Below are 20,545 nucleotides of genomic sequence, written 5' to 3'. Positions count from 1 at the left end.
CTAGACCAGCGTGTGACCCGACCATGACGCGTATAGAGGCTGGCTGCGTCGGGCCGAGCGCACGCTCGTCCTGGCCCAGGGCGGCATTAGCGGCGGCAAAAGCGTTCGCCGCACGCCTTCGCCGACTTCCCGGAGCGCGCGGTTTCCGCTACGCCTCCGCTTTCAGGGGCGGCTGAGACCTTCCTGACGATTTCTGGTCGTTGCCGACCTCCCCGAAGGGGCCGCAGGGGTGCTTTAGCGTTGCCCAAGGGCTGCGCGCCGAGGGGTTCGGTCACCTCGGCGCGCAGGGTGGGCCCTAGTGCTAAGTGGCGCCTCGAGCCCTGGCGGGTGTCGTCGCTAGAGCGTCTCGTCCTCGGCCGGGCCGACGTTTTCCCCCTCGATACCGACCCACTCCTCGCGGTTGGCGACGTCGAGCTTGTAACTCCTCCAGGCGCGTTCACGGTACGCCTGCAGCTCCGCTTCGTCGGCGCCTTGCGGGGCGGGGAGGCCGGTGCGGCCCTCGATCTCCTCGAGCGGCAGGGCAAAAAAGTCCTCACGGCTAAGCTGGTTCATCGCGGTTCCTCCTCGGGTAGACGGCTGAGCTCATCTAAAAGCGCCTCGACCTCCGCTTGCGAGGTGACGAAGGCGGGGCGCAAGAGGTCGTCGGAGCGGCCCTCGGTCGCTCTGTCGCTCGAGAGGACGCGGTAGTCGTCCTCGCTGTCCCCCTCGAAGTACACCGGGGTCACGAGGAGCCGCGCAGAAGGTCCCGAGAGCGGTTCTTGAAAGACGATCGCGCCGTAGCGGTTGGGGCAGCGGTAAAAGCGCTGGATACCCGGCACCGCCCCCGTGCCTATGTGGTGTTCTGCAATCTGCCGATACGCCATGCGTGAGTTTACGGCACCGCACCCCCGGCAGATTGGAGTTTAGCGCATGGAGGCGCGCGCGACACCCGCTAACGCCGCGAGGCGAGCGCCGCGGCGAGAAAGAGCAGCGCCTGCGTCAAGATGATGGTGCTCCCCGAAGGCACCTCCAAAACGTACGAGGCGCCGAGGCCGAAGGCGGTGCTGAACACCCCTAGGAGGGCGCTCAGGAGCGTCATGCTGAAAAGCGAGCGGGTCACGAGGCGCGCGCTCGCGGCGGGGATGACCAAGTAGGCGGCGATCAGGATCGCCCCGACGACCCGCACCGAAGCGACGATCACCACCGCCGCGAGGGCAAAGAGCAGGTACTCGAGGCCGCGCACCCGCACCCCGTCGGTCTGCGCGAGCTCGGCGTCGAAGGTCGCGTAGGCGAGGTGGCTCCATAGCAGCGCCAAGAGCCCCAACGAGAGCGGCGCGAGCCCCGCGATGAGGCGCAGCTCCTGCTGGCCGATACCCAGGATCGAACCGAAGAGCAGGTGCCAGGCGTCGACGTTAAACTGCGTCTCGAAGCTGATAAACATCACGCCCAGCGCCACCGAGACCGCGAAAAAGATGCCGATCGCCGTGTCCGACGAGAGCCGCGTGTGGTCGCGCACCCAAGCGATGCCGAGCGAGGCCACCAGGGTAAAGGCGAGCGCCACCCACAGAGGCTGCTCGACCCCGAGCAAAAGCCCCAGAGCTACCCCCCCGAAGGCCGCGTGGGCGAGGCCGTCGCCCAAAAACGACAGCCCCCGCTGCACCACGAAAACCCCCAACACGCCGCACATGAGCGCGACGAGAAGCCCCGCGAGGAGCGCGCGCTGCATAAAGGGGAGCTGAAAGACGTCGATGAGTTCGGCGAGCATATCGGTTTCCTCTAGGTGCACGGAGGCGTTTGGTTTGGAGGCCTGAGGGGTCGTCGTGGCGCCCCGGTCGAGGCCACCGGTCAGCGTAGCACTAACGCTCATCGCTACGGCCGGCGCGCCGCTGCGTGCCGCACCGGGTCGCCACAACGCCACAGCGCGCTACACCGCGAGCTTGTGCGGGTGGCCGAGGTGGCCGAAAGCGCGCGTCAGGGCGTCGCCGGCGAAGACCTCGGCGGGGGGACCGAAGCCGTGCAGCCGCCGGTTGAGGACCGCGACGTGGGTCGCGTGGTAGCGCGCGGCGGCGAGGTCGTGGGTGATCATCGCGACCGTGGCGCCCGTCTCCCGTTGGTAGCGCTCTAAAAGGTCGTAGAGGTCGTGTTCGGCCAGGAAGTCGACCCCGGTCGCCGGTTCGTCGAGCAAGACGAGCTGGGGGCGGCGGACGAGGGCGCGGGCTAGAAAGGCGCGCTGCAGCTCCCCGCCGGAGAGCTTGGGGAGGTGTTTGAGGGCGAGGTGCCCCGCACCGACCTGCTCGAGCGCCAAGCGCGCCGCGTCGCGTTCGCGCTTCTGGACGCGCGCCGGCCAGCTCCGGCGCAGCCCCGAGACGACGAGCTCGAGCACCGAAGCCGGAAAGGTGCGGTCAAACGTTTTAAGCTGCGGCACGTAGCCGATGCGCTCGGGGTGCCGCCCCGCCGCCGCGCCGAAGAGCGCCGCGTGCCCGCTATGTGGGGTAACGAGCCCCAAAGCGACCTTGATCAAGGTCGATTTGCCCGCCCCGTTGGGGCCCACGAGGGCCAAAAACGCCCCCGCGCAGAGGTCAAACGAGATGTCGCTGAGCACCTCCGCCTCGCCGAAGCGGACGCTGACGTGGTGGAAGTGAAGCGGGGGGCGGTCGGGGGAGGTCACGCGGCTTAGCTTATCCCGTTCGGTGCGCGGAGGTCGAAGCTGCCAGAGCGCCCCAACGCGCTACCGCGACAGCGCCTCGGCGATGGTGCGCGCGTTGTCGCGCATGAACGCCTGGTAGGTCTCCTCGTCGCTCGTCCCCCCCCCTTCGGGGTCGAGGGTGTAGAGCGCGACGCCGGCTTGCTCGGCTAAAACCTCGGCGGGGCGGGCGGGCAGCTGCACCTCGTTAAAGATCGCGCGCGCGCCGCTCGCTTCGATGAGCGCGAGCGCTTCGGCGAGGTAGCTCGGGGTCGGTTCGCGCCCGGGGGCGGGTTCGATGACCACGACCTGCTCGAGCCCGTAGCGCGCCGTAAAGTAGGGCCAGGCGTCGTGAAAGGGGACGAAGGGCGCGCCGGCAACTGGCGCCAAGATCTCGGTGAGTTCGGCGTGCAGCGCCTCGAGGTCGGCGACGAGCGCCTCGCCGTTGGCGCGGTAGAGCGCTTCGCGCGCCGGGTCGACTGCGGCGAGCGCGTCGACGAAGTGCGGTACGGCCTGCGCCATCAGCACGGGGTCGAGCCAGACGTGGGGGTTGACGCCGCGGTGGTCGTCCCCAACACCACGGTCGCGGGGGCGCGCCCCCTCGGCTGCTGCGTCGAGGTCCAACACCGCCATCAGCTCGAGCAGCGGCGCGTCCGTCCCCGAGGCCGCCACCAGGTTGTGCAGCCACGCGTCGACGCCGCCGTTAAAGATCACCAGGTCGGCCGCGCCGACGCGCGCGACGTCGCGCGGCGTCGGGTCGAAGGTGTGGGGCGAGGCGCCGATGGGCAGCAGGCGCACAACCTCCGCCTCCCCAGCCGTGATCTGCCGGATAAGGTCGTAGTGCGGGTGCATGGACGCCACCACCACGGGGCGCTCCCCCTGCGCCACCCCGACGGCGCTCAGCGCGAGACTCAGGGCCAGCAGCAGGCCCAACAGGGTTCGTGTCATCGGTTCCTCCAAAAACGCGGCGGGATCGGCAACGCAGGCATCTATCGGCCACCAGCTCGGCGCTCGGCGCGTAGCGGCGGCGCGAGCAGGGTCGGGTCGAGGCTGCGGAGCGCCTTGGCGCTCAGCCACACGCGCTGCGCCCGACCCCCGAGCCACAGGGTCTTTTTCTGCAGGTTCGGCCGCTGCGTCCGCGTGTGAACGCCGACCTTTTTCAGGCCGACCCCACCCTTTCTCTTGGCGGAGCCGCGGCGTCTGCTGGTCGTTAAGCGGCGGGTTCGTCTGCCGGTGACGGCGCACACTTTGGGCATAACGTCTCCTTTTCGGTTGGGGCGAAGCACGGCGCCCTCCTCGCTTGTTGATACTACGTTATCATTTAGGTGGCTGTCTAGCGCCACCCGACACGCTAACCCAACGGCTCACGCCTAAGGCGCTTCATCTAGGGCTCTGCTAAACTGCCCTGCATGTCGCTTCGCCTCCTCTCCCTGCCCCTCTGGCTCTACCTGTGGTGCGGGCTCGCGGTGGGGTGGGCCGCCTCCCCCGCAGCCCCGGACACCCGCCGCGACGTCGGCTTCGTCGAGGGCCGCATCGTCGCGCTAGGCGAGCGCGCGACCGTAACGCTGCGCAGCGGCGAGACCGTCGAGGCCGAGCTCCCCACCCCGCTCCCCGACGGCGCCGGCGCTCCCAACTTCGACCTGCCCGCGTACCGCGTCGGCGAATGGGTCGAGCTCTACTACGCCCCGCATCCGGAGGGCGGGGTGCGGTACGTGGTCTCGGACTGGGTGCGCCGCCCGGCGCTCGGCTGGCTGCTCGCGCTCTTTCTGGTGGTCGCTACCGCCATCGCGCGCGGCAAGGGGTTTCGGGCGGTGCTGGCGACGGGCTCGAGCCTCCTGATCGCCATCGCCTTCGTCGTCCCCGCCATCCTCGCGGGGTGGAACCCCATGGTGGTGTCTTTGCTCGGGGTCGGCGGCATGCTGGTGCTCGCCATCTACTTCGTCCACGGCGTTTCGTGGAGCACCACGGCCGCCCTTTTGGGAACCTTCGTCGCCGTTATCGTCACGATGGTCTTGGGCGTCCTCTTTACCCGCGCGGCCTACCTCACCGGCCTAGGCAGCGACGAAGCGCTCTCGATCGCCGTGGTCGCAGCGCAGGTCGACCTGCGCGGGCTGCTGCTCGCGGGGCTCCTCATCGGCGCTTTAGGGGCGCTCACCGACATCACCATCGTGCAGGCGAGCGTCGTGCGCGAGCTCGCCCACGTCAACCCGAGCTTTTCGCTGCGCGAGCTCTACACCCGCGGGATGAACGTCGGGGTCGACCACGTCGGCTCTTTGGTCAACACCCTCGTGCTCGCCTACACGGGCGCCGCACTCCCGCTGCTCGTGCTGCTAAGCGTCAACGACTTTACCCTCACGCGGGCGCTCAACTTCGAGTTCGTCGCCTCCGAGGTGGTGCACACGCTCGTCGGGTCGGTCGGGCTGATCTTGGCGGTGCCCCTGACGACCTTTATCGCCGCCCTGATGTTCCGCGGCGACAAGCTCGCGCTGCGCCGCGGCGAGCTCAACCTGCACGCCCACCCCGCCGGGGGGGAGCTGCAACGCGCGCGGCAGTTCGACCTGCAACCCCCCCGCGACCCCGAAGCGGCGGCGCAGGCGCTCTTAAGGCGCCGCGAGGCGAGTCTGCGCGGCCGCGGCAAGTAACCTCTTGACAAGCCTTTCTCAAATACCTACGCGAGGTGCCCATGCTTAAGCGGCGCATTCCGGTCTCGGTCATCGGCGGCTTTTTGGGCGCCGGTAAAACCACCCTGGTCAACCACCTGTTGGCGTCGGGGGGGGCGCGCTTCGGCGTCATCGTCAACGAGTTCGGTACGCTCGGGGTCGACGGCGCGCTTATCGAGACGCTCGAGCAGGGCGGCGTCACCGAGCTCGCCAACGGCTGCCTCTGCTGCTTCGGCCGCGACGACCTCGTCGACGCGCTCATCAAACTGGGCCTGCGCGACGACCCGCCCGAGCACATCTTAGTCGAGCTCTCCGGCGTCGCCGACCCCGTACCCGTCGCCCAGACCATCCTCGACCCCTACGTCAAGGCGCTCTTCGAGCTGCGCGCGCTCGTCGGGGTCGCCGACGCCCGCAACCTCGAAAAGACCGTGCAGAGCTCCCCCGAGGGGGCGCTGCAGCTCGCCTACGCGAGCGTCGTCGTGCTCAACAAGTGCGACGCCGTCGGCGAGGCCGAGCGGACGCGGGCGCGATTGATCATCGCCAAACTCAACCCGCTCGCCGCAGTGCTCGAGGCCGAGCACGGCCGCGTCTTGCCCGCAGCGCTCCTCGGCGCCGAGCTGTTCGCCCCGGCGTGGCGCCCGGAGCACGCGACCGCCCACACGCCGGGGCTCCGGAGCCTCGTGCTCACCGGCGAAGCGGCGCTCGAGCGGGGGGCGCTCAACCGCTTTCTCGAGACCTTTATCCTCAGCCAACCCGACCGCATCCTGCGCACGAAAGGCTTCGTGAGCCTCCAGGGCGCCAAGCAGCGCCTCCTCGTGCAGGCGGTGCGCGACGTTTTAAACCTCACCCTGCTCCCCGAACCGGCCGACGGCCGCTCGCAGCTCGTGGTGATCGGGCGCGAGCTCGACGCCGAAGCGCTGCGCGCCGCTTTCGCCGAGACCGCAGCGCCACCCCCCAAACGCCGCTTTCTGGCGCGGCGCGCGCGGACGCGGGCTTAGGCGACCCGCTCCGCGCTCGCCCCCGCCGCCCCCTCGCTCAGGTAAAAGGCCCCCTCAAGGCCGCTCTCGGCGGCGTAGCGCTGGCTCACGGCGGCAACGAGCGCGGGCGCGTCCGCCTCGCGCACGAGCGCCACGGCGCACCCCGCGAAACCGCCGCCGGTCATCCGCGCCCCCAAACACCCCGGCTGCTGCCGCGCGAGCGACACCATCAGGTCGAGCTCAGACGACGAGATCTCGAAGTCGCCCTGCATGCTCGCGTGGCTCTCGTCCATCAGCCGCCCGAGCGCCGGCGCGTCGCCCGCGCGCATCGCCGCGGCGGCGGCGAGCGTCCGGGCGTTCTCGGAGACCACGTGGCGCGCGCGGCGGCGCACCTCGTCGCCGCAGGCGGCCGCGAGCGCCTCCTCGCGCGCCCGAAAGTCCGCTAGCGACACGTCGCGAAGGGCGCGCACGCCGAAAAACGCGGCCGCCTCCTCGCACTGGCGGCGGCGGTCGTTGTAACCCGACTCGACGTGTTTGTGGCGCGTCGCGGTGTCCATGATGACCACGGCCGTCCCCGCCGGCAGCGCGACCGCCTCCGTCTCGAGGCTGCGGCAGTCGATGAGGAGCGCCCGCCCCGCCTCGCCGCAGGCCGAGATGAGCTGGTCCATGATGCCCGTCTGCGCGCCCACCCAGGCGTTCTCGGTGCGCTGCGCAAGGCGCGCCATGCGTTTGGGCTCCCAGGGAAAGCCGGAGACCTCGGCGAAAGCGCGCATGGTGGCGAGCTCCAGCGCCGCCGACGAGGAGAGCCCCGCCCCCAGGGGGACGTCGCTACGCAGCACCCCCTCAAAACCGCGCAGGTGAAACCCGTCCTCTTGCAGCGCCCAGGCGCTCCCCTTGAGGTACTCCGCCCACCCCTCGCCGCGCTCGAGGGCGCTCAGGCGAAAGCTCACCTCGTCGCCGAGCTCGAGCGACCGCACGGTGACGGTGTCGTCCGGGCGCGCGCGCAGCGCCAGCCACGCGGCGCGCTCTAGGGCCATGGGCAGCACGAAACCGTCGTTGTAGTCGGTGTGCTCACCGATCAGGTTGACGCGGCCGGGGGCGCGCACGAGCACCTCCGGCGGGGCTCCGTAACGCGTTTTGAAGGCCTCGGTCACTTCGGCTCGCAAGTCGGCGGTGTAGCGCATCACGCGCTCACTCTACCGCGCCGCGAACGGCTGTGAGGCGAGCTTACGGCGGCGCGGGCCCTCTGGGCCAAGAGAGCGGCGCAGAGCGGCATCTATACGGCAACTCCAGAGACGCCCCAGAGCCCAAGGTCAGAGCCCAAAGTCCATCTGGGCTTGACACCCGCGCCGACGAGTGACTACCCTAACAAAGGCTTTAGGCCAACCCCCACAGAAAGGAGCCGACACGCGTTGCAAGACGAACCGCACAGTTCGGACGCCAAACCGCCTTCACGTCTGGTAACAACCCAACGCCGACCCTGCGGCCCTTTCGGGGGTGTGCGCTGCTAGGTGCTGTCTAGCTACTGACACTGCGCGGGCGTGACCCCGCCCAAGAGGGCTGCAGGGCCCTCACGTCGACGGAGGTCACCCATGACGCAACCCGACATCCGCACCCTCGCCGGTACGCGCGTCAGCGCCGTTCAGCTACAGACCCTTAAAGAGCGCCTCGCCCAGACCAGCACCGACCAACTCACCGAGCTGCTGCCCACGCTCGAGCCCAAAGAGCAGGTCATCGCCTTTCGGCTCCTCCCCAAAGACCGCGCCATCGTCGTTTTCGAGCGCCTCGAACCGCGCGACCAGGCGGCGCTCGTGCGCGGGATGGAGGACCCCGAGGTGCTGCCGCTTTTAGAGGCGCTCGAGCCCGACGAGCGCATGCGCCTCTTTGACGAGCTGCCCGCCAAGGTCGCCAAACGCCTCATCGCCGGGTTGAGCCCCGACGCGCGGCGGGTCGTCAACGAGCTGCTCGGCTACCCCGAAGAGAGCGCCGGGCGCGAGATGAGCCCCTACTACCACGCCGTGCGCATGGACACCACCGTCGGCGCGGCGCTCGCCTCGCTGCGGAGCAGCCCCTTAAGCGGCGAGCAGCTCGGGGTGGTCTTCGTCATCGACGAGGGGCGCTTTTACCAGGGCTTTATCCAAGCCGGTCGCCTCCTCAAAGCCGACCCCCAGGCGCCAGTTCGCCACCTCGTCGAGGCGCCGGAGGTCTACGTCCGCGCGCACGACGACCGCCTGCGCGCAGCGACCCTCCTCAAACGCCACCGCCTCCCCGCCCTGGCCGTCACCGACGCCGAGGGGCGGCTCGTCGGGGCTATTACCTTCGACGACGTCGTCGATCTGCTCGAGGAGGAGGCGTCGGAGACGATGTACTGGAAAGCCGGGGTGGGCGACCTGACTCGCCGCAAAGACGAGGTCAACAGCCAACGCCTCACCCAAGGGAGCGTCTGGTACCCCGTGCGGGTGCGCATCCTGTTTCTGCTGGTGACGCTCGCCGGTGGGCTGGCGGTAGGCGGGCTGATCGACCGTTTCGAGGAGATCCTCGAGGCGGTCATCGCCGCGGCCGTCTTTATCCCTCTGGTGATGGACATGGGCGGCAACGTCGGCACCCAGTCGACGACCATCTTCGCGCGCGGGCTCGCGCTCGGCCACATCGATCTGCGCCGCTTCGGGCGCCACTTGGGGCGCGAGGTCGCTATCGGCGCCATCATGGGCCTCGTCTTGGGGCTCGTCGCGGGCGCTGCTGCCTACTTCTGGCAGGGCGCGCCCAACGGCGTCCCGCAGCTCGGCGTCGCGGTCGGCGTGTCGATCGCCACGGTGGTGACGTTCGCCACGTTGCTCGGCTTTTTGCTGCCCTGGCTGATGGTCAAGCTCGGGCTCGACCACGCCCCCGGCGCCGACCCCTTTATCACCACCATCAAGGACTTTGTCGGCTTGGCCCTCTACTTCTACCTGGTCTCGGCGCTGATCGGCGTCGGCGAGGGGGGTGTCGAAGCGGCGCTCGGCGCCCTTGCGCTCCTCTAGGCTAGCGCGCGATCACGGGCCGTGGCCGCTCGCCGTGCTAGGCCGCTGGCACATGCCGGAGGCCGGAGGCGCCTTCGCAGAGCTGGGCGCGCAGAGAGCCCCTCTCGGCAAAACGCGCAAGCTACGAGCGGCAGCGTAAGAAGCTGCGCGCCTGTTGGCACGGGGCCCGAGCGTCCGCGTCGGTCGCCCTCTACGCCACCGCGCTCACGCCCGGCGCTGCGCACCGGCGCCAAACAGTAAGCTAACAGCGGTCGTTCTCGACCCTCTGACCCAAGGAGGTGCGCTGTGACGCCTTTTGACCTTTCCGCAACGCTAGGGGCGGCTTTTGCGCACCCCTACGCGCAGTTCTTTCTCAAGCTCCTTTTGGCCCTAGCGCTCGGCGCCACCATCGGTCTGGAGCGCCAGTGGCGGCAGCGCATGGCTGGGCTCCGCACCAACGCGCTCGTTTCGGTCGGGGCCGCCTCGTTCGTGTCGCTGCCGCTCTTTATAGACGGCGACGCGAGCCCCACGCGGGTCGCCGCACAGGTGGTCTCCGGTATCGGCTTTTTGGGCGCTGGGGTGATCATCCGCGACGGCGCCAGCGTGCGCGGCCTCAACACCGCCGCCACGCTCTGGGGCGCCGCCGCCGTCGGGGTCTTGGCGGGTTCGGGATTTGTCATCCCGGCGCTTATGGCCGCTCTGGTGGTGCTGCTCGCCAACGTGCTCTTGCGCCCGCTCGCGCGGCGCATCGACCGGCAACCGCTTAGTGACAGCGAGGTCGAGACGGGCTACACCATCGAGATCGTCTCGGTCGCCCCCCAAGAGGCGCACGTGCGGGCGCTCCTCTTGCAGATGCTGAGCGGCAGCCCCCTAAGGATCCGCAACCTGCGCAGCCGCGACGTCGAAAACACCGAACAGGTGCGCGTGCGCGCCCGCCTCGTCACCCAAGGCCGCGCCGACGCCGTCCTCGAGCAGCTCGTCGGGCGGCTCAGTTTGGAGCCGAGCGTGACCGAAGTCAGCTGGGAGGTCGCCAGCGGCTAGCGCCGCTGGCGACCCGAGCCGACAACGCCACCGCGTCGGCGCGCGTGACGTCGGTGGGCGACGCCGGCCCAGCGCCCCTCCCCCACCACGCCCCCTACCGGCGCCTCTACCGGAGGTTCTCATGGCTACGCACCGCTCGCCCCCCTACCAGCATCACCTCGCCCCGCTTCGTCCTTCCACCCTAGGCGCTGACCCCAGTCTCGAAGCGCCACCCCTACACCTTCTGATCGGCGGCGTCAGCGGCAGCGGCAAATCGCAGCTGGCGGCGGCGTTGGCGCAGCGGCTCGGCATCTACCGGGTCATCTCGAGCGACACCGTGCGTCAGATCATGCGCGCGCTGACCTCGCCGCAGCAGATGGCGGCGCTTTACGCCTCGAGCTTTGAAGCCTGTGCGGTCCTCGCGTCCCCCGGTAACGCCGCCCCCGAGCGCGTGATGGCTGGGTTTCGGGTTCAAGCGACCCAGGTCGCCCTCGGGCTGCAGGCGGTCGTCGAGCGGGCCGCGTGTGAGCGCGCCGCCCTGATCGTCGAGGGCGTACACCTCGTCCCCGGACTGCTACCGCAGCCCCGCCGGAACGTCCTAAGCGTCCCCTTGCTGCTCGTCGTGCGTTCGGCAGACGAACATCGCCGCCGCTTCCTGGCGCGCGCCCAGGAAACTTTTGGACAACGCGCGGCGGCGCGCTATCTGGGCTGCTTCGAGGAGATCCGCGCGCTGCAAGCCGGGCTCGAGGCGGCCGCCCGCGAGCTGCGGGTACCCGTACTCGAAAGCGACGCCCCCGAGCTGCTGCCGCGCGCGCTCGGCCTCATCGAGCGCGCCGCCACGAGCGGCGGCGACACGCCCACGCCACCTACACCAAACGACCCGCCCTACCGCGCCACCACGCCCTGAGGTTCGTCGCCGACCAACGCTTGGACCTGCGGGTTACCGGGGCGGTGTAAGCTCTTTGCAGGAGGTTTCGTGTGGCAGAGAAACTCCGCTGGGGGGTGCTGAGCACCGCGCGCATCGGGCTCAAGTCGGTCGTCCCGGCGCTGCAAAGGGCGCGTAACGGCGAGGTCGTCGCGCTCGCGAGCCGCGACGAGGCGCGGGCCAGGGAGGCCGCCGGCGCGCTCGGCATCCCGCAGGCGTTCGGCTCGTACGAGGCGCTCTTAGCCTCGCCCGAGGTCGACGCGGTCTACATCCCCTTACCCAACACCCTGCACAAACCGTGGGCGCTTGCGAGCCTAGCCGCCGGCAAACACGTGCTCTGCGAGAAACCGCTCGGCGTCACGGCGAGCGCGTGCCTCGAGATCGGCCGCGCCGCCGCTAGCGCGGGCCTTGCGGTGATGGAGGCGTTTATGTACCGCTTCCACCCGCGGTTTCGAGCGCTGCAAGAGCTGCTCGCGGCGGGCACCATCGGGGAGCTAAGGGCGATCTGCAGCGCCTTCTCGTTTCGGCTGGACAACCGCCAGGACATCCGCTGGCAGGCCGAGCTCGGCGGCGGCGCCCTCTATGACGTGGGCTGCTACTGCGTCAACGCGAGCCGCACGCTCGCCGGCGCCGAACCCGTGCAGGTCGCGGCCTTCGCGAGCTTTGAGGGGGGCGTCGACGGGAGCTTGTCGGGGCTGCTGCGCTTTCCGGGCGGGGTGACGGCGTCTTTTGACTGCGCGCTCACCGCTGCGCGCCGCGACGTGCTCGAGCTCACCGGCACCGAAGGGACGCTGCGGCTCGAGGCGCCCTTTAGCGTGGGCGAAGCGGAGACGACGATCCTCGAGCGGCGCACGCATCGGGGCAAGACGACCGAGGAGCGGGTCCACACGGTCGCGGGCGCGAACAAGTTCACCCTCATGGCCGAGGCGTTCGCCGAGAGCGCCCTGACGGGCGCCCCGGTCCCCTACCCCGTCAGCGACGCGGCGGCCAACCTCCGCGTCATCGAGGCGCTCTTGCGCGCCGCGCGGCGCGCCGACGAGGGGCGGCCCTGAACCGAACGGGCGACCCCGTGGCGCTCGCAGGGGCGCTCGCACGGGGGTTCGCGGCGCGGGCCGCCGAGGCCGACCAGCAAGGCGAGCTCCCCGAGGCGGACGTCGCCGACCTCAAGGGGTCGGGCTACTTGGCGCTCTCGGTGCCCGCACGCTACGGCGGCGCGGGCGCTTCTCTGGGCGTCTGCACCGAAGCGCAGCTCGCGCTGGCTGAGGGCAGCACCTCAACCGCCCTGGTAGCCGCCATGCAGCTCCACCTCTTCGGGCACGCGCTCGAGACCGGCGCTTGGGGGGAGCTCGCCCCCGAGTTCTGCGAGCGCGCCGTGCGGGGCGAGCTCTTTAACGCCGCGGCCAGCGAACCGCAGCTCGGGTCGCCGTCGCGCGGCGGGTTGCCGCAGACCGAGGCCGTGCGCGAGGGGGACGCGCTCGTCGTCACGGGCCACAAGACGTGGGTCACGGGCGGGGAGCGGCTCGAGCACCTGCTCGTGCGGGTCACCCTCGACGAACAAGCGCGCACCCTCTGGCTCCCCAACCACCTCCCCGGCGTCCGCTGGAAACGCACCTGGGGGGGCGGCCTCAGCCTGCGCGCCAGCAACTCGGACGACGTCTTTTTCGACCGGGTGCGCGTCCCCGTCTCGCACCTCGTCGCCGAGGGGCGCGCCGGTCCCAACCTCTGGTTCCCGACCCTGATCGCCGCGACCTACCTGGGCACCGCCTTCGCGGCGCAGGAGGCCGCCGCGCGCTACGCCCTGGAGCGCGTGCCGACCGCGCTCGGCCGCCCCATCGCCACGCTCCCCACCATTCAGCGGCAGCTCGGCGAGATGGCGGTGCGGCTCGCCGCCGCGCGCACCCTCCTCGTCGCGACCGCCCACGCCTGGACGGGTGAGGGCGACCGGGAGGCGTTTTACCCCCGCGTCGTCGCCGCCAAGCACGTCGCAATCGAGGCGGCGCTCTGGGTCACCGAAGCGGCGCTGCGCCTCGCAGGCGGCGCCAGCCTCGGACCGGAGCTGCCTTTAGAACGCCTTTTCCGCGACGTCCGGGCGGGGCTCATGCACCCCCCCTCGGGTGACGCGGCTTTGGAGCTTGTCGGGCGGCGCGCGCTCGGCCTCTAGGCGCCAAAGCCCTAGGCGCGCCGACCGCCACGCGGGACGGTCGGACGCCGCGTTACCCGACGCGCGCCTTATGGCTCGCCGCACGCCCGATGTAGGCGCCCGCCAACTTGAGCCGGCACACCACCTGTTAGGCTCTGGAAAACCGCGTGGGGTCGGGGTGGGCGCGCGATCCGTGGAAAGGAGCCTTGACGTTGCCCACAGACACACCGACATACGACTGCATCGTCGTCGGCGCCGGACTCGCCGGCCTCGTCGCCGCTCGCAACCTGCACCGCGCCGGCGCCTCCGTGCTGGTGCTCGAGGCGCGAGACCGCATAGGCGGCCGGATGTACGGCCGCGCGCTGCCCTCGGGGGGGTGGGTCGACTGGGGGGGGCAGTGGGTCGGCCCCACCCAAGAGCGCTTCTGTGCGCTTTTAAGCGAGTACGGTGTCGAGCGCTTCCCCTCACCGTCGCAGGGGCGCAAGGTGCTCATCTTCGGCGACCAACGCTACGAGTTCGAGGGGTTTTTTCAGGGGTTTTTCGAGGGGCTCCCCCCGGGCGTTCCGGAAGGGGATTGGAGCGACGCGATCGACGCGTGGGCCCGCTTCGACGCCCTAGCGGCGCGTCTGGAACCGGAGCATCCGCGCTCGAACGACCTCACCCGCAAGCTCGACGCCGTGACCTTCGCGCAGTGGATCGGTGAAAACACCCGCACGGCGTTCGGCAACTGGTACTTTTCCTACATGGCTCGAGCGGTCGGCACGGGGTGCGCCGAACCGGAGCAGGTGTCGCTGCTCCACGTCCTCTGGGGCCACCGCGTGGCCTCGCAAGCCGAGTACCCGGAAGCCGAGCTCCTGCGCGGCGGAGCGGGGCAGCTCCCCGCGAAGATCGCCGCAGCGTTTGCCGAACGCGTCCGTACGGGCGAACCGGTCTTGCGCGCGCGCCAAGACGGCGCGGGCGTTACGCTCGAGACGCCCCGCGGCCGCTACGCCGCACGGTTCGCCATCGTCGCCATGCCCCCGCACCTGGCCGGCCGGATCGCCTACGACCCGCCGCTGCCGCCGCTTCGCAGCCAGCTCACCCAGCGCATGCCGATGGGCACCTGCGCCAAACTGCTGGTCGCCTACGACCGCCCCTTCTGGCGCGACCGAGGGCTTGTCGGGACCGGCATCGGCAATAGCGGCTGGGTCGAGCTGTGCGCCGACAGCTCCGAGCTTGCAGGCGACGTCGGGGTCATCGCGGCGTTCGTCTACGGCCACCGCTACCACGCGTGGCGGCAGCTCAACGAGAGCGACCGCCGCGCCGCCATCCTCGCCGACCTCGCCCGCTATTTCGGCGATGAGGCCCTCTCCCCCATCGCCTACGACGAAGCCGACTGGACGAGCGACCCGTGGACCGGCGGGGGCTACACCGCCTTTATGCCGCCCGGCGTGTGGACGTCTTTCGGCGAAGCGCTCGCCGCCCCCGTCGGCAGCATCCACTGGGCGGGTACGGAGGTGGCCGAGCGCTGGCCCGGCTTTTTCGAGGGGGCGGTGCGCACTGGCGAGGCGGCCGCCGAGAGGGTCGCGGCTCTTTTGTAACGGGGCTCGCTAGGGTGTCGCGGGGCGCTCGAGGCGAACCTGGGTACCGCTCAAGCTGCCCCGACACCCCACTTCGGCGCGCTACAGGGCCATCGCTACAGAGCCACATCTAGCGAGCGCGCGGGCAAAAGCGTAGAGTAGAGGCCAGCTCACAGATCTATAGGAGGGTCTATGAAGCTTCGCCTCGGCCTCGTCCTCTGCTCTACCCTGCTCGGCGCCGCGCTCGCTCAGAGCGGAAGCCTCACCATCGAGAGCTGGCGTAACGACGACCTCACGGTCTGGCAAGAGACCATCATCCCCGCCTTTAACGCGCGCTACCCAGACATCCAGGTGACCTTCGCGCCGTCGGCTCCGGCGGAGTACAACGCGGTGCTTAACTCCAAGCTCGAGGCGGGCAGCGCGGGCGACCTCATCACCTGCCGCCCCTTCGACGTCTCCTTGGACCTCTTTCAGAGGGGGCACCTCGCCCCCTTAAACGACCTCCCCGGTATGGAGAACTTTTCGGACGTCGCCAAGAGCGCCTGGATCACCGACGACGGCTCCGACGTCTTCTGCGTCCCCATGGCTTCGGTCATCCACGGTTTTATCTACAACCAGGACATCTTCGCCGAGTTAGGCCTTTCTGAGCCGCAGACTTACGAGGAGTTCCTGAGCCTGCTGCAGACGGTTCGCGAGAGCGGCGCCTACGAACCCCTCATCATGGGCACCGCCGACCAGTGGGAAGCGGCCACCATGGGCTACCAGAACATCGGTCCGAACTACTGGCGCGGCGAAGAGGGGCGGCGGGGCCTCATCGACGGCACCATCGGCTACGACGAGGGCGGCTTTTTGGCGGCGTTTGAAGCGCTCGCCGCGTGGCGGCCCTTTCTGATGAACGGCTACCAGGCGACCACCTACCCCGACGCGCAGGCCGCCTTTACCCTCGGGATGGGCGCGGTCTACCCGGCGGGCTCGTGGGACATCTCGGTCTTCAACCAGCAGGCCCCCTTCCCCATGGGCGCCTTTCGCCCGCCCCCGCCCGAAGGCCAAGAGGACTGCTTTATCAGCGACCACACGGACATCGGCATGGGCCTAAACGCCGCTAGCCCCAATCAGGAGGCCGCGCGCCTCTTTTTGGAGTGGATGACCACGCCCGAATTTGCCGAGCTCTACGCAAACGCGCTCCCCGGCTTTTTCCCGCTCTCGAACCACGAGGTGACGCTTCAAGACCCCTTGGCCCAAGAGTTCGTGAGCTGGCGCGGCGAGTGCGCATCGACCATCCGCTCGAGCTACCAGATCCTCTCGCGCGGCGAGCCGAACAACGAGAACCAGCTCTGGAACGTCTCCGCGCGGCTGTTAAACGGCGAGATCACCCCGCAAGAGGCGGCGCAGACGGTGCAGGCGGGGCTCGAGGCTTGGTACGAGCCGCAGCAGGGAGAGTAGACTAGTAGCCAGCATTCAGTAGTCAGAAGTCAAAATAAACCCTACTGACTTCTGACTACTGGCTACTGACTTCTGCTTACCCCATGCGCCGCAGACCCTTCCCCGTCCACATCCTCGTCTTCTTGGCCCCCGCCGTGCTGCTCTACACGGCCTTTATGATCTATCCGCTGCTGGACTCCCTACGGCTCAGCCTCTTCGCGCCGACAGTCGAGGAGGGGGGCGCTCGGGGGCTGGCTTTCGTCGGGTTGCAGAACTACCGCACGCTCCTCTCGCACCCGCAGTGGGCGCCGCAACTTCTGAACGCGCTTTCCAACAACGTCCTCTTTTTCGCCATCCACATGCTCGTGCAAAACCCCGTGGGGCTCTCTCTAGCGGTTCTGCTCTCGTCGAAGCTGGTGCGCGGCCGCGCGGTCTACCGCACGCTGATCTTTACCCCCACGGTGCTCTCGGTCGTCCTCATCGGCTTTATCTGGCGCCTTATCTTAAGCCCCTTGTGGGGCATCTCCGGCGACGTTTTGGGCCTTTTCGGCCTCGAGCACCTCAACCAACCGTGGCTCGGTCAGGAGTCGACGGCGCTCGTGACGTTGTCGCTGGTGTCGGTCTGGCAAAACGTCGGCATCCCGATGATGCTCTTTCTCGCGGCCCTCGTCGGCATCCCCGATGAACTTTTAGAGGCCGCTAGGGTCGACGGCGCGACCGCCTGGGGGGTGTTCTGGCGCGTCCAGTTCCCGCTCATCCTGCCCACCGTGGGCATCGTCTCGGTGCTCACCTTCGTGGGCAACTTCAACGCCTTCGACCTCATCTACACCACCCAGCGCGCCATCGCCGGCCCCAACTTCTCGACCGACATCATGGGCACCCTCTTCTTCCGCACCTTTTTCGGCTTTCAGCTCCAACCCGGCAACCCCACGATGGGCGCTACGATCGCGGGGGTGATGCTGCTGGTCATCCTCTCGGGCGTGCTCGTGTACCTCTTCGGCTACCAACGCCGCCTGCAGCGGATCGAGCTGTGAAGCGCCCCGCCGCGACCCTGGCCGCGCACACGGTGCTGCTCTTCTACACCGCGCTGGCGCTCTTCCCCGTAGTGCTCGTGATCGTCAACTCGTTCAAGGGACGCTTGGCCATCTTCCGCACCCCCTACGCGCCGCCGACACCCGAAACCTGGGACCTCGCGGGCTACCGGACGGTGCTCGGCGGGGCGGACTTCCCCCTGTACTTCCGCAACAGCCTCGTCGTCACACTCGCCTCGCTCGCCCTCATCCTCTGGGTAAGTTCGATGGCCGCCTTTGCGCTCGCCGAGTACCCCTTCCCCGGCAACACCCTCCTGGGGCTCTACCTCGCCCTGGGCATCATGGTGCCCATCCGCTTAGGCACAGTCAGCCTGCTGCAGATGATGGTGCGTCTCGGGCTCACCAACACGCTCCTAGCGCTCATCCTGGTCTACGCGGCGGCGGGGATTCCACTGGCGGTCTTTATCCTGACGCAGTTCATGCGCCAGGTCCCCAAGGACCTCAAGGACGCCGCCCGCATCGACGGCGCCAGCGAGTACCGCATCTACGCCCTCGTGCTGCCGCTCGTGCGCCCCGCGCTGGGCACGGTGGCGGTCTTTAACATGATCCCCATCTGGAACGACCTCTGGTTCCCGCTCATTTTGGCGCCCGCCGAGCGCACCAAGACGGTCATCCTGGGCGCGCAGGTCTTCTTGGGCCAGTACATCAATGACTGGAACGCGGTGCTCGCCGCCCTGACGCTGGCGATGGTGCCGGTGATCGTCCTCTACGTGCTCTTTTCCAGGCAGCTCATCCGAGGGTTGACGGCGGGGTCGGTGAAGTGAGCCTCCCGAACCGGCCCCACGCGGCGGCCGCTCGAGCCCACCCCAGACGCCAGATGTGCAGATGTGCGTGCCCGTACACACACCGCCCCGACGCGCGCGTTTTCCGTCGAGCACGCATGTCCCGAGAGGGTAACGGCAGCCAGTCGTGAAGCGGTTGTGCCCCCCAGCCGCTCCTACGAGGCGCGAAGGCCGCCGCTCGAGCTACCCAAGGGCTACGGGCTGCGCCCGCGCCGCCGACGCGTAACACGCCAGCGCCACCTTGAGCGCTTCGTACCCGTCTCGCCACGTCACCGGCGGCTCTTGAGCCTCGCGGACGCTCTCTAAAAACGCCGCCAACATCGCGCGGTTCGGGTCGCTCCCCCAGTTGTGCCACGTCACCGGACGGCTGGCCGTGCCGCCAAAGCGGGTGGCGTACTGCCCGAACGCGTCGACTGAAACCACGCCGCGCGCGCCGACGAGCTCCATCTTGAGGTGCCCCCAGCGCGGATAGATCCCGGCGGGGCGGCTCCAAGAGCAGTCTACGGCGGCAAAAAGCCCGCTGCCGAAGGTCAGCGTGACGATCCCGGCGGTGTCCACGTCCACCTCGGGGTCGAAGGGGTTGGCGACCTCCGCGTAGACCTCGCGCACCTCGCTCCCCGTATACCAGCGCAGGAGGTCGACGAGGTGAACGGTGTGGTCCATCACGGCGCCGCCACCGGCGAGGTCGCGCTGCGCAAACCAGGCGCGGTGCCCTCTGGGGTTCTCACTATGGTTGATCCCGTTGACCGCGTAGAGCTCGCCGAGGTCGCCGCGCGCCAAGAGATCTTTGGCGGCGCGCACCGAAGCGTCGAAGCGCATGGGGAAAGCGGTCATAAAGCGCACCCCTGCGCGCGCGCAGGCCGCGCGCATCGCCTCGGCGTCCTCCAGGGTGGTCGCGATGGGTTTTTCGCACAGCACGTGCGCGCCCGCCGCCGCGGCCAACGCGACGTGCGCGCGGTGCAGGGCGTTTTCCGAGCAGATCAGGACGCCGTCGAGACCTTCGGCGAGCAGGTCCTCGTGGCGCGCAAACCAGCGCACGCCGAAGGCCTGTTCAGCCCGCGCCCCGCGCTGTGGGTCGTCGTCTGAAACGCCGACGAAGCGAACGTCGGGGCGCTCCAGCAGCAGCCGCGCGTACCCGTCGGCGTGCACGTGCGCGAGGCTCAGGATACCGATCCGCAGCGGCGCGCGCGGCATCACGCGACCTCCTGCGGGTGTACGGGGCGGCCGGTCTCGAGCGAACGCTGCGCGGCCAGCGCGAGCCGCAGCGCCTCTAGCGCCTCCTCGGCCGTCACGCGAAAGGGCGCGCCGCTCGCGAGCGCCTCATACACGTGCCGGATTTCGGCGCTGTAGGGATCTTCCAGGAGCGCCGAAGTCGGCACCCCGACGCCGGCGACGTCCCGCGCGTCCGCCGTGGGGTACAGGTAGGGGCGGATGGTCTCGGTGTCTTCAGAGCGCCACTCGAGCACGCCGCTCGAGCCCGCGAGGTCGAACCCCGTGCGAAAGACCCCCGGCGGGTGCGCCCACCCCCCCTCGATCAGCGACATCGCCCCGCTCTCGTGGCGCAGCGTGACGAGGGCGTAGTCGGCGCGCGCGCCCCCCGCCTCGCTTTCTGCAGCGCCGGGCCCCGCCCGCTGCGAACGCACCGACTTGGCAAAAATGCGCGTCACGGGCCCCGCGAGCCAGCGGGCGTAGTCGAGGTCGTGGATCATCAGGTCGACCAGCATCCCCCCCGAACGCGCGGGGTCGGCGAACCAGTTGTCTAAAACCTGCGGCGGGTAGGAGACGCGTTTGAGGCGCAGCACCCCGAGCGTGCCCAGCTCGAGCGCCTGCACCGCGCGCGCGGCGAGCGCGTACTGCGGGAAAAAGCGCACCACCATCGCTACGAAAAGGCGTACCCCGGCCGCCTCGCAAGCGCCGATCATGCGCTCCCCGTCACTTAAAGAGAGCGCGAGCGGCTTTTCGCACACCACGTGCTTGCCCGCCGCCGCGGCCCGTAGGGTCATCGCGCAGTGAAGGTCGGTCGGCACGCAGAGGTCGACGACGTCGACCTCACGCAGCAGCTCCTCGTAACTCGCAAAGGCCCGCGCGCGGTAACGCTCGGCGAGCGCGGCGCTCGAGGTGGGCTCGAGCGCGGTCACCCCTACGAGCTCCGCTTCCGTCTGCGACCAGGCGGCCGCGTGAACTCGGCCCATCGTTCCAGCCCCGACGATCCCAACGCGCATGACGAGCCTCCTTCGGACGCCCCTCGCGGCGCCCTCCTTGTGCAGCGTTAGCCGAGCTTACCGCCCGGCTACGGCGTTTGCCAACG

At 69.4% G+C, this 20,545-nt stretch carries 20 protein-coding genes; 11 read left to right on the top strand and 9 right to left on the bottom strand.

Translation table 11 applies throughout. From position 1 onward, the window contains the following. Positions 1 to 336 precede the first annotated feature (336 nt). The 6 genes from TRAD_RS04285 to TRAD_RS04260 form a co-directional block, all read right to left on the bottom strand. Entirely contained in the window at positions 337 to 552 is a 216-nt protein-coding gene (locus TRAD_RS04285) for a hypothetical protein (protein WP_013177367.1), read from the bottom strand. Further along, the gene (locus TRAD_RS04280) at positions 549 to 863 is read right to left on the bottom strand and encodes a hypothetical protein (RefSeq protein WP_013177366.1); all 315 of its coding nucleotides are present in this window, start codon (positions 861 to 863) and stop codon (positions 549 to 551) included. The genes TRAD_RS04285 and TRAD_RS04280 overlap by 4 nt, the downstream gene beginning before the upstream one ends. 68 nt (positions 864 to 931) lie before the next feature. Then, on the bottom strand, positions 932 to 1,846 hold the full coding sequence (locus TRAD_RS04275; RefSeq protein WP_013177365.1) for a metal ABC transporter permease: 915 nt from the start codon (positions 1,844 to 1,846) through the stop codon (positions 932 to 934). A gap of 57 nt (positions 1,847 to 1,903) precedes the next feature. Beyond that, entirely contained in the window at positions 1,904 to 2,647 is a 744-nt protein-coding gene (locus TRAD_RS04270; protein ID WP_013177364.1) for a metal ABC transporter ATP-binding protein, read from the bottom strand. 60 nt (positions 2,648 to 2,707) lie between these two features. Beyond that, entirely contained in the window at positions 2,708 to 3,610 is a 903-nt protein-coding gene (locus TRAD_RS04265; RefSeq protein WP_013177363.1) for a metal ABC transporter substrate-binding protein, read from the bottom strand. Positions 3,611 to 3,651: 41 nt separating this feature from the next. Next, complete coding sequence (locus tag TRAD_RS04260) at positions 3,652 to 3,918, bottom strand: large ribosomal subunit protein bL28 (RefSeq protein WP_013177362.1); 267 nt, start codon at positions 3,916 to 3,918, stop codon at positions 3,652 to 3,654. Positions 3,919 to 4,071: 153 nt separating this feature from the next. Here TRAD_RS04260 and TRAD_RS04255 point away from each other — a divergent pair, with 153 nt between their 5' ends. Together TRAD_RS04255 and TRAD_RS04250 are read left to right on the top strand one after the other, a co-directional pair. Beyond that, positions 4,072 to 5,304, top strand: coding sequence for a YibE/F family protein (locus TRAD_RS04255; protein ID WP_013177361.1), 1,233 nt, complete (start codon positions 4,072 to 4,074; stop codon positions 5,302 to 5,304). Between the two features lie 41 nt (positions 5,305 to 5,345). Beyond that, positions 5,346 to 6,320 carry a CobW family GTP-binding protein gene (locus tag TRAD_RS04250; protein WP_013177360.1) on the top strand — a complete coding sequence of 325 codons (975 nt, stop codon included), beginning with the start codon at positions 5,346 to 5,348 and terminating at the stop codon, positions 6,318 to 6,320. Here TRAD_RS04250 and galK read toward each other — a convergent pair. Next, positions 6,317 to 7,483, bottom strand: coding sequence for a galactokinase (gene galK / locus TRAD_RS04245; RefSeq protein ID WP_013177359.1), 1,167 nt, complete (start codon positions 7,481 to 7,483; stop codon positions 6,317 to 6,319). The genes TRAD_RS04250 and galK overlap by 4 nt on opposite strands. A 408-nt stretch (positions 7,484 to 7,891) precedes the next feature. Here galK and mgtE point away from each other — a divergent pair, with 408 nt between their 5' ends. From mgtE to TRAD_RS04200, 9 genes are all read left to right on the top strand, one after another. Beyond that, positions 7,892 to 9,319, top strand: coding sequence for a magnesium transporter (gene mgtE / locus TRAD_RS04240; protein ID WP_013177358.1), 1,428 nt, complete (start codon positions 7,892 to 7,894; stop codon positions 9,317 to 9,319). Positions 9,320 to 9,604: 285 nt separating this feature from the next. Further along, the gene (locus TRAD_RS04235; RefSeq protein ID WP_013177357.1) at positions 9,605 to 10,339 is read left to right on the top strand and encodes an MgtC/SapB family protein; all 735 of its coding nucleotides are present in this window, start codon (positions 9,605 to 9,607) and stop codon (positions 10,337 to 10,339) included. A gap of 121 nt (positions 10,340 to 10,460) precedes the next feature. Next, positions 10,461 to 11,225, top strand: coding sequence for an AAA family ATPase (locus tag TRAD_RS04230; protein ID WP_013177356.1), 765 nt, complete (start codon positions 10,461 to 10,463; stop codon positions 11,223 to 11,225). A gap of 71 nt (positions 11,226 to 11,296) precedes the next feature. Continuing rightward, the gene (locus TRAD_RS04225; protein ID WP_013177355.1) at positions 11,297 to 12,295 is read left to right on the top strand and encodes a Gfo/Idh/MocA family protein; all 999 of its coding nucleotides are present in this window, start codon (positions 11,297 to 11,299) and stop codon (positions 12,293 to 12,295) included. Between the two features lie 17 nt (positions 12,296 to 12,312). Next, positions 12,313 to 13,404, top strand: coding sequence for an acyl-CoA dehydrogenase family protein (locus TRAD_RS04220; RefSeq protein ID WP_013177354.1), 1,092 nt, complete (start codon positions 12,313 to 12,315; stop codon positions 13,402 to 13,404). 191 nt (positions 13,405 to 13,595) lie between these two features. Then, a complete protein-coding gene (locus TRAD_RS04215; RefSeq protein WP_013177353.1) occupies positions 13,596 to 14,963 on the top strand; it encodes a flavin monoamine oxidase family protein in 1,368 nt (455 codons plus the stop codon). A gap of 171 nt (positions 14,964 to 15,134) precedes the next feature. Continuing rightward, positions 15,135 to 16,385, top strand: a complete 1,251-nt coding sequence (locus TRAD_RS04210) for an ABC transporter substrate-binding protein (protein WP_013177352.1) — start codon at positions 15,135 to 15,137, stop codon at positions 16,383 to 16,385. 83 nt (positions 16,386 to 16,468) lie between these two features. Next, entirely contained in the window at positions 16,469 to 17,398 is a 930-nt protein-coding gene (locus TRAD_RS04205) for a carbohydrate ABC transporter permease (protein ID WP_013177351.1), read from the top strand. Continuing rightward, entirely contained in the window at positions 17,395 to 18,219 is an 825-nt protein-coding gene (locus TRAD_RS04200) for a carbohydrate ABC transporter permease (protein ID WP_013177350.1), read from the top strand. Before TRAD_RS04205 ends, TRAD_RS04200 begins: the two co-directional genes overlap by 4 nt. A gap of 201 nt (positions 18,220 to 18,420) precedes the next feature. Here the strand turns inward: TRAD_RS04200 and TRAD_RS04195 are convergent, their stop codons facing one another. Further along, complete coding sequence (locus tag TRAD_RS04195; protein WP_013177349.1) at positions 18,421 to 19,431, bottom strand: Gfo/Idh/MocA family protein; 1,011 nt, start codon at positions 19,429 to 19,431, stop codon at positions 18,421 to 18,423. Further along, positions 19,431 to 20,459: a Gfo/Idh/MocA family protein gene (locus TRAD_RS04190; RefSeq protein WP_013177348.1), complete on the bottom strand. Its 1,029-nt coding sequence runs from the start codon at positions 20,457 to 20,459 to the stop codon at positions 19,431 to 19,433. The genes TRAD_RS04195 and TRAD_RS04190 overlap by 1 nt, the downstream gene beginning before the upstream one ends. Between the last annotated feature and the right edge of the window lie 86 nt (positions 20,460 to 20,545).

The sequence above is a fragment of the Truepera radiovictrix DSM 17093 genome (assembly GCF_000092425.1).
Classification (GTDB): Bacteria; Deinococcota; Deinococci; order Deinococcales; family Trueperaceae; genus Truepera; species Truepera radiovictrix.
The sequence above is the reverse complement of the archived record's forward strand: the minus strand, read 5'-3'. Positions and strand labels throughout refer to the sequence as shown.

Excerpts from the sequence above, each read along its gene's own strand:
- TRAD_RS04285 (WP_013177367.1), bottom strand. The coding sequence starts at position 552 with ATGAACCAGCTTAGCCGTGAGGACTTTTTTGCCCTGCCGCTCGAGGAG.
- TRAD_RS04280 (WP_013177366.1), bottom strand. The coding sequence starts at position 863 with ATGGCGTATCGGCAGATTGCAGAACACCACATAGGCACGGGGGCGGTG.
- TRAD_RS04275 (WP_013177365.1), bottom strand. The coding sequence starts at position 1,846 with ATGAGCGTTAGTGCTACGCTGACCGGTGGCCTCGACCGGGGCGCCACG.
- TRAD_RS04265 (WP_013177363.1), bottom strand. The coding sequence starts at position 3,610 with ATGACACGAACCCTGTTGGGCCTGCTGCTGGCCCTGAGTCTCGCGCTG.
- TRAD_RS04260 (WP_013177362.1), bottom strand. The coding sequence starts at position 3,918 with ATGCCCAAAGTGTGCGCCGTCACCGGCAGACGAACCCGCCGCTTAACG.
- TRAD_RS04255 (WP_013177361.1), top strand. The coding sequence starts at position 4,072 with ATGTCGCTTCGCCTCCTCTCCCTGCCCCTCTGGCTCTACCTGTGGTGC.
- TRAD_RS04250 (WP_013177360.1), top strand. The coding sequence starts at position 5,346 with ATGCTTAAGCGGCGCATTCCGGTCTCGGTCATCGGCGGCTTTTTGGGC.
- galK (WP_013177359.1), bottom strand. The coding sequence starts at position 7,483 with ATGCGCTACACCGCCGACTTGCGAGCCGAAGTGACCGAGGCCTTCAAA.
- mgtE (WP_013177358.1), top strand. The coding sequence starts at position 7,892 with ATGACGCAACCCGACATCCGCACCCTCGCCGGTACGCGCGTCAGCGCC.
- TRAD_RS04230 (WP_013177356.1), top strand. The coding sequence starts at position 10,461 with ATGGCTACGCACCGCTCGCCCCCCTACCAGCATCACCTCGCCCCGCTT.
- TRAD_RS04210 (WP_013177352.1), top strand. The coding sequence starts at position 15,135 with ATGAAGCTTCGCCTCGGCCTCGTCCTCTGCTCTACCCTGCTCGGCGCC.
- TRAD_RS04205 (WP_013177351.1), top strand. The coding sequence starts at position 16,469 with ATGCGCCGCAGACCCTTCCCCGTCCACATCCTCGTCTTCTTGGCCCCC.
- TRAD_RS04195 (WP_013177349.1), bottom strand. The coding sequence starts at position 19,431 with ATGCCGCGCGCGCCGCTGCGGATCGGTATCCTGAGCCTCGCGCACGTG.
- TRAD_RS04190 (WP_013177348.1), bottom strand. The coding sequence starts at position 20,459 with ATGCGCGTTGGGATCGTCGGGGCTGGAACGATGGGCCGAGTTCACGCG.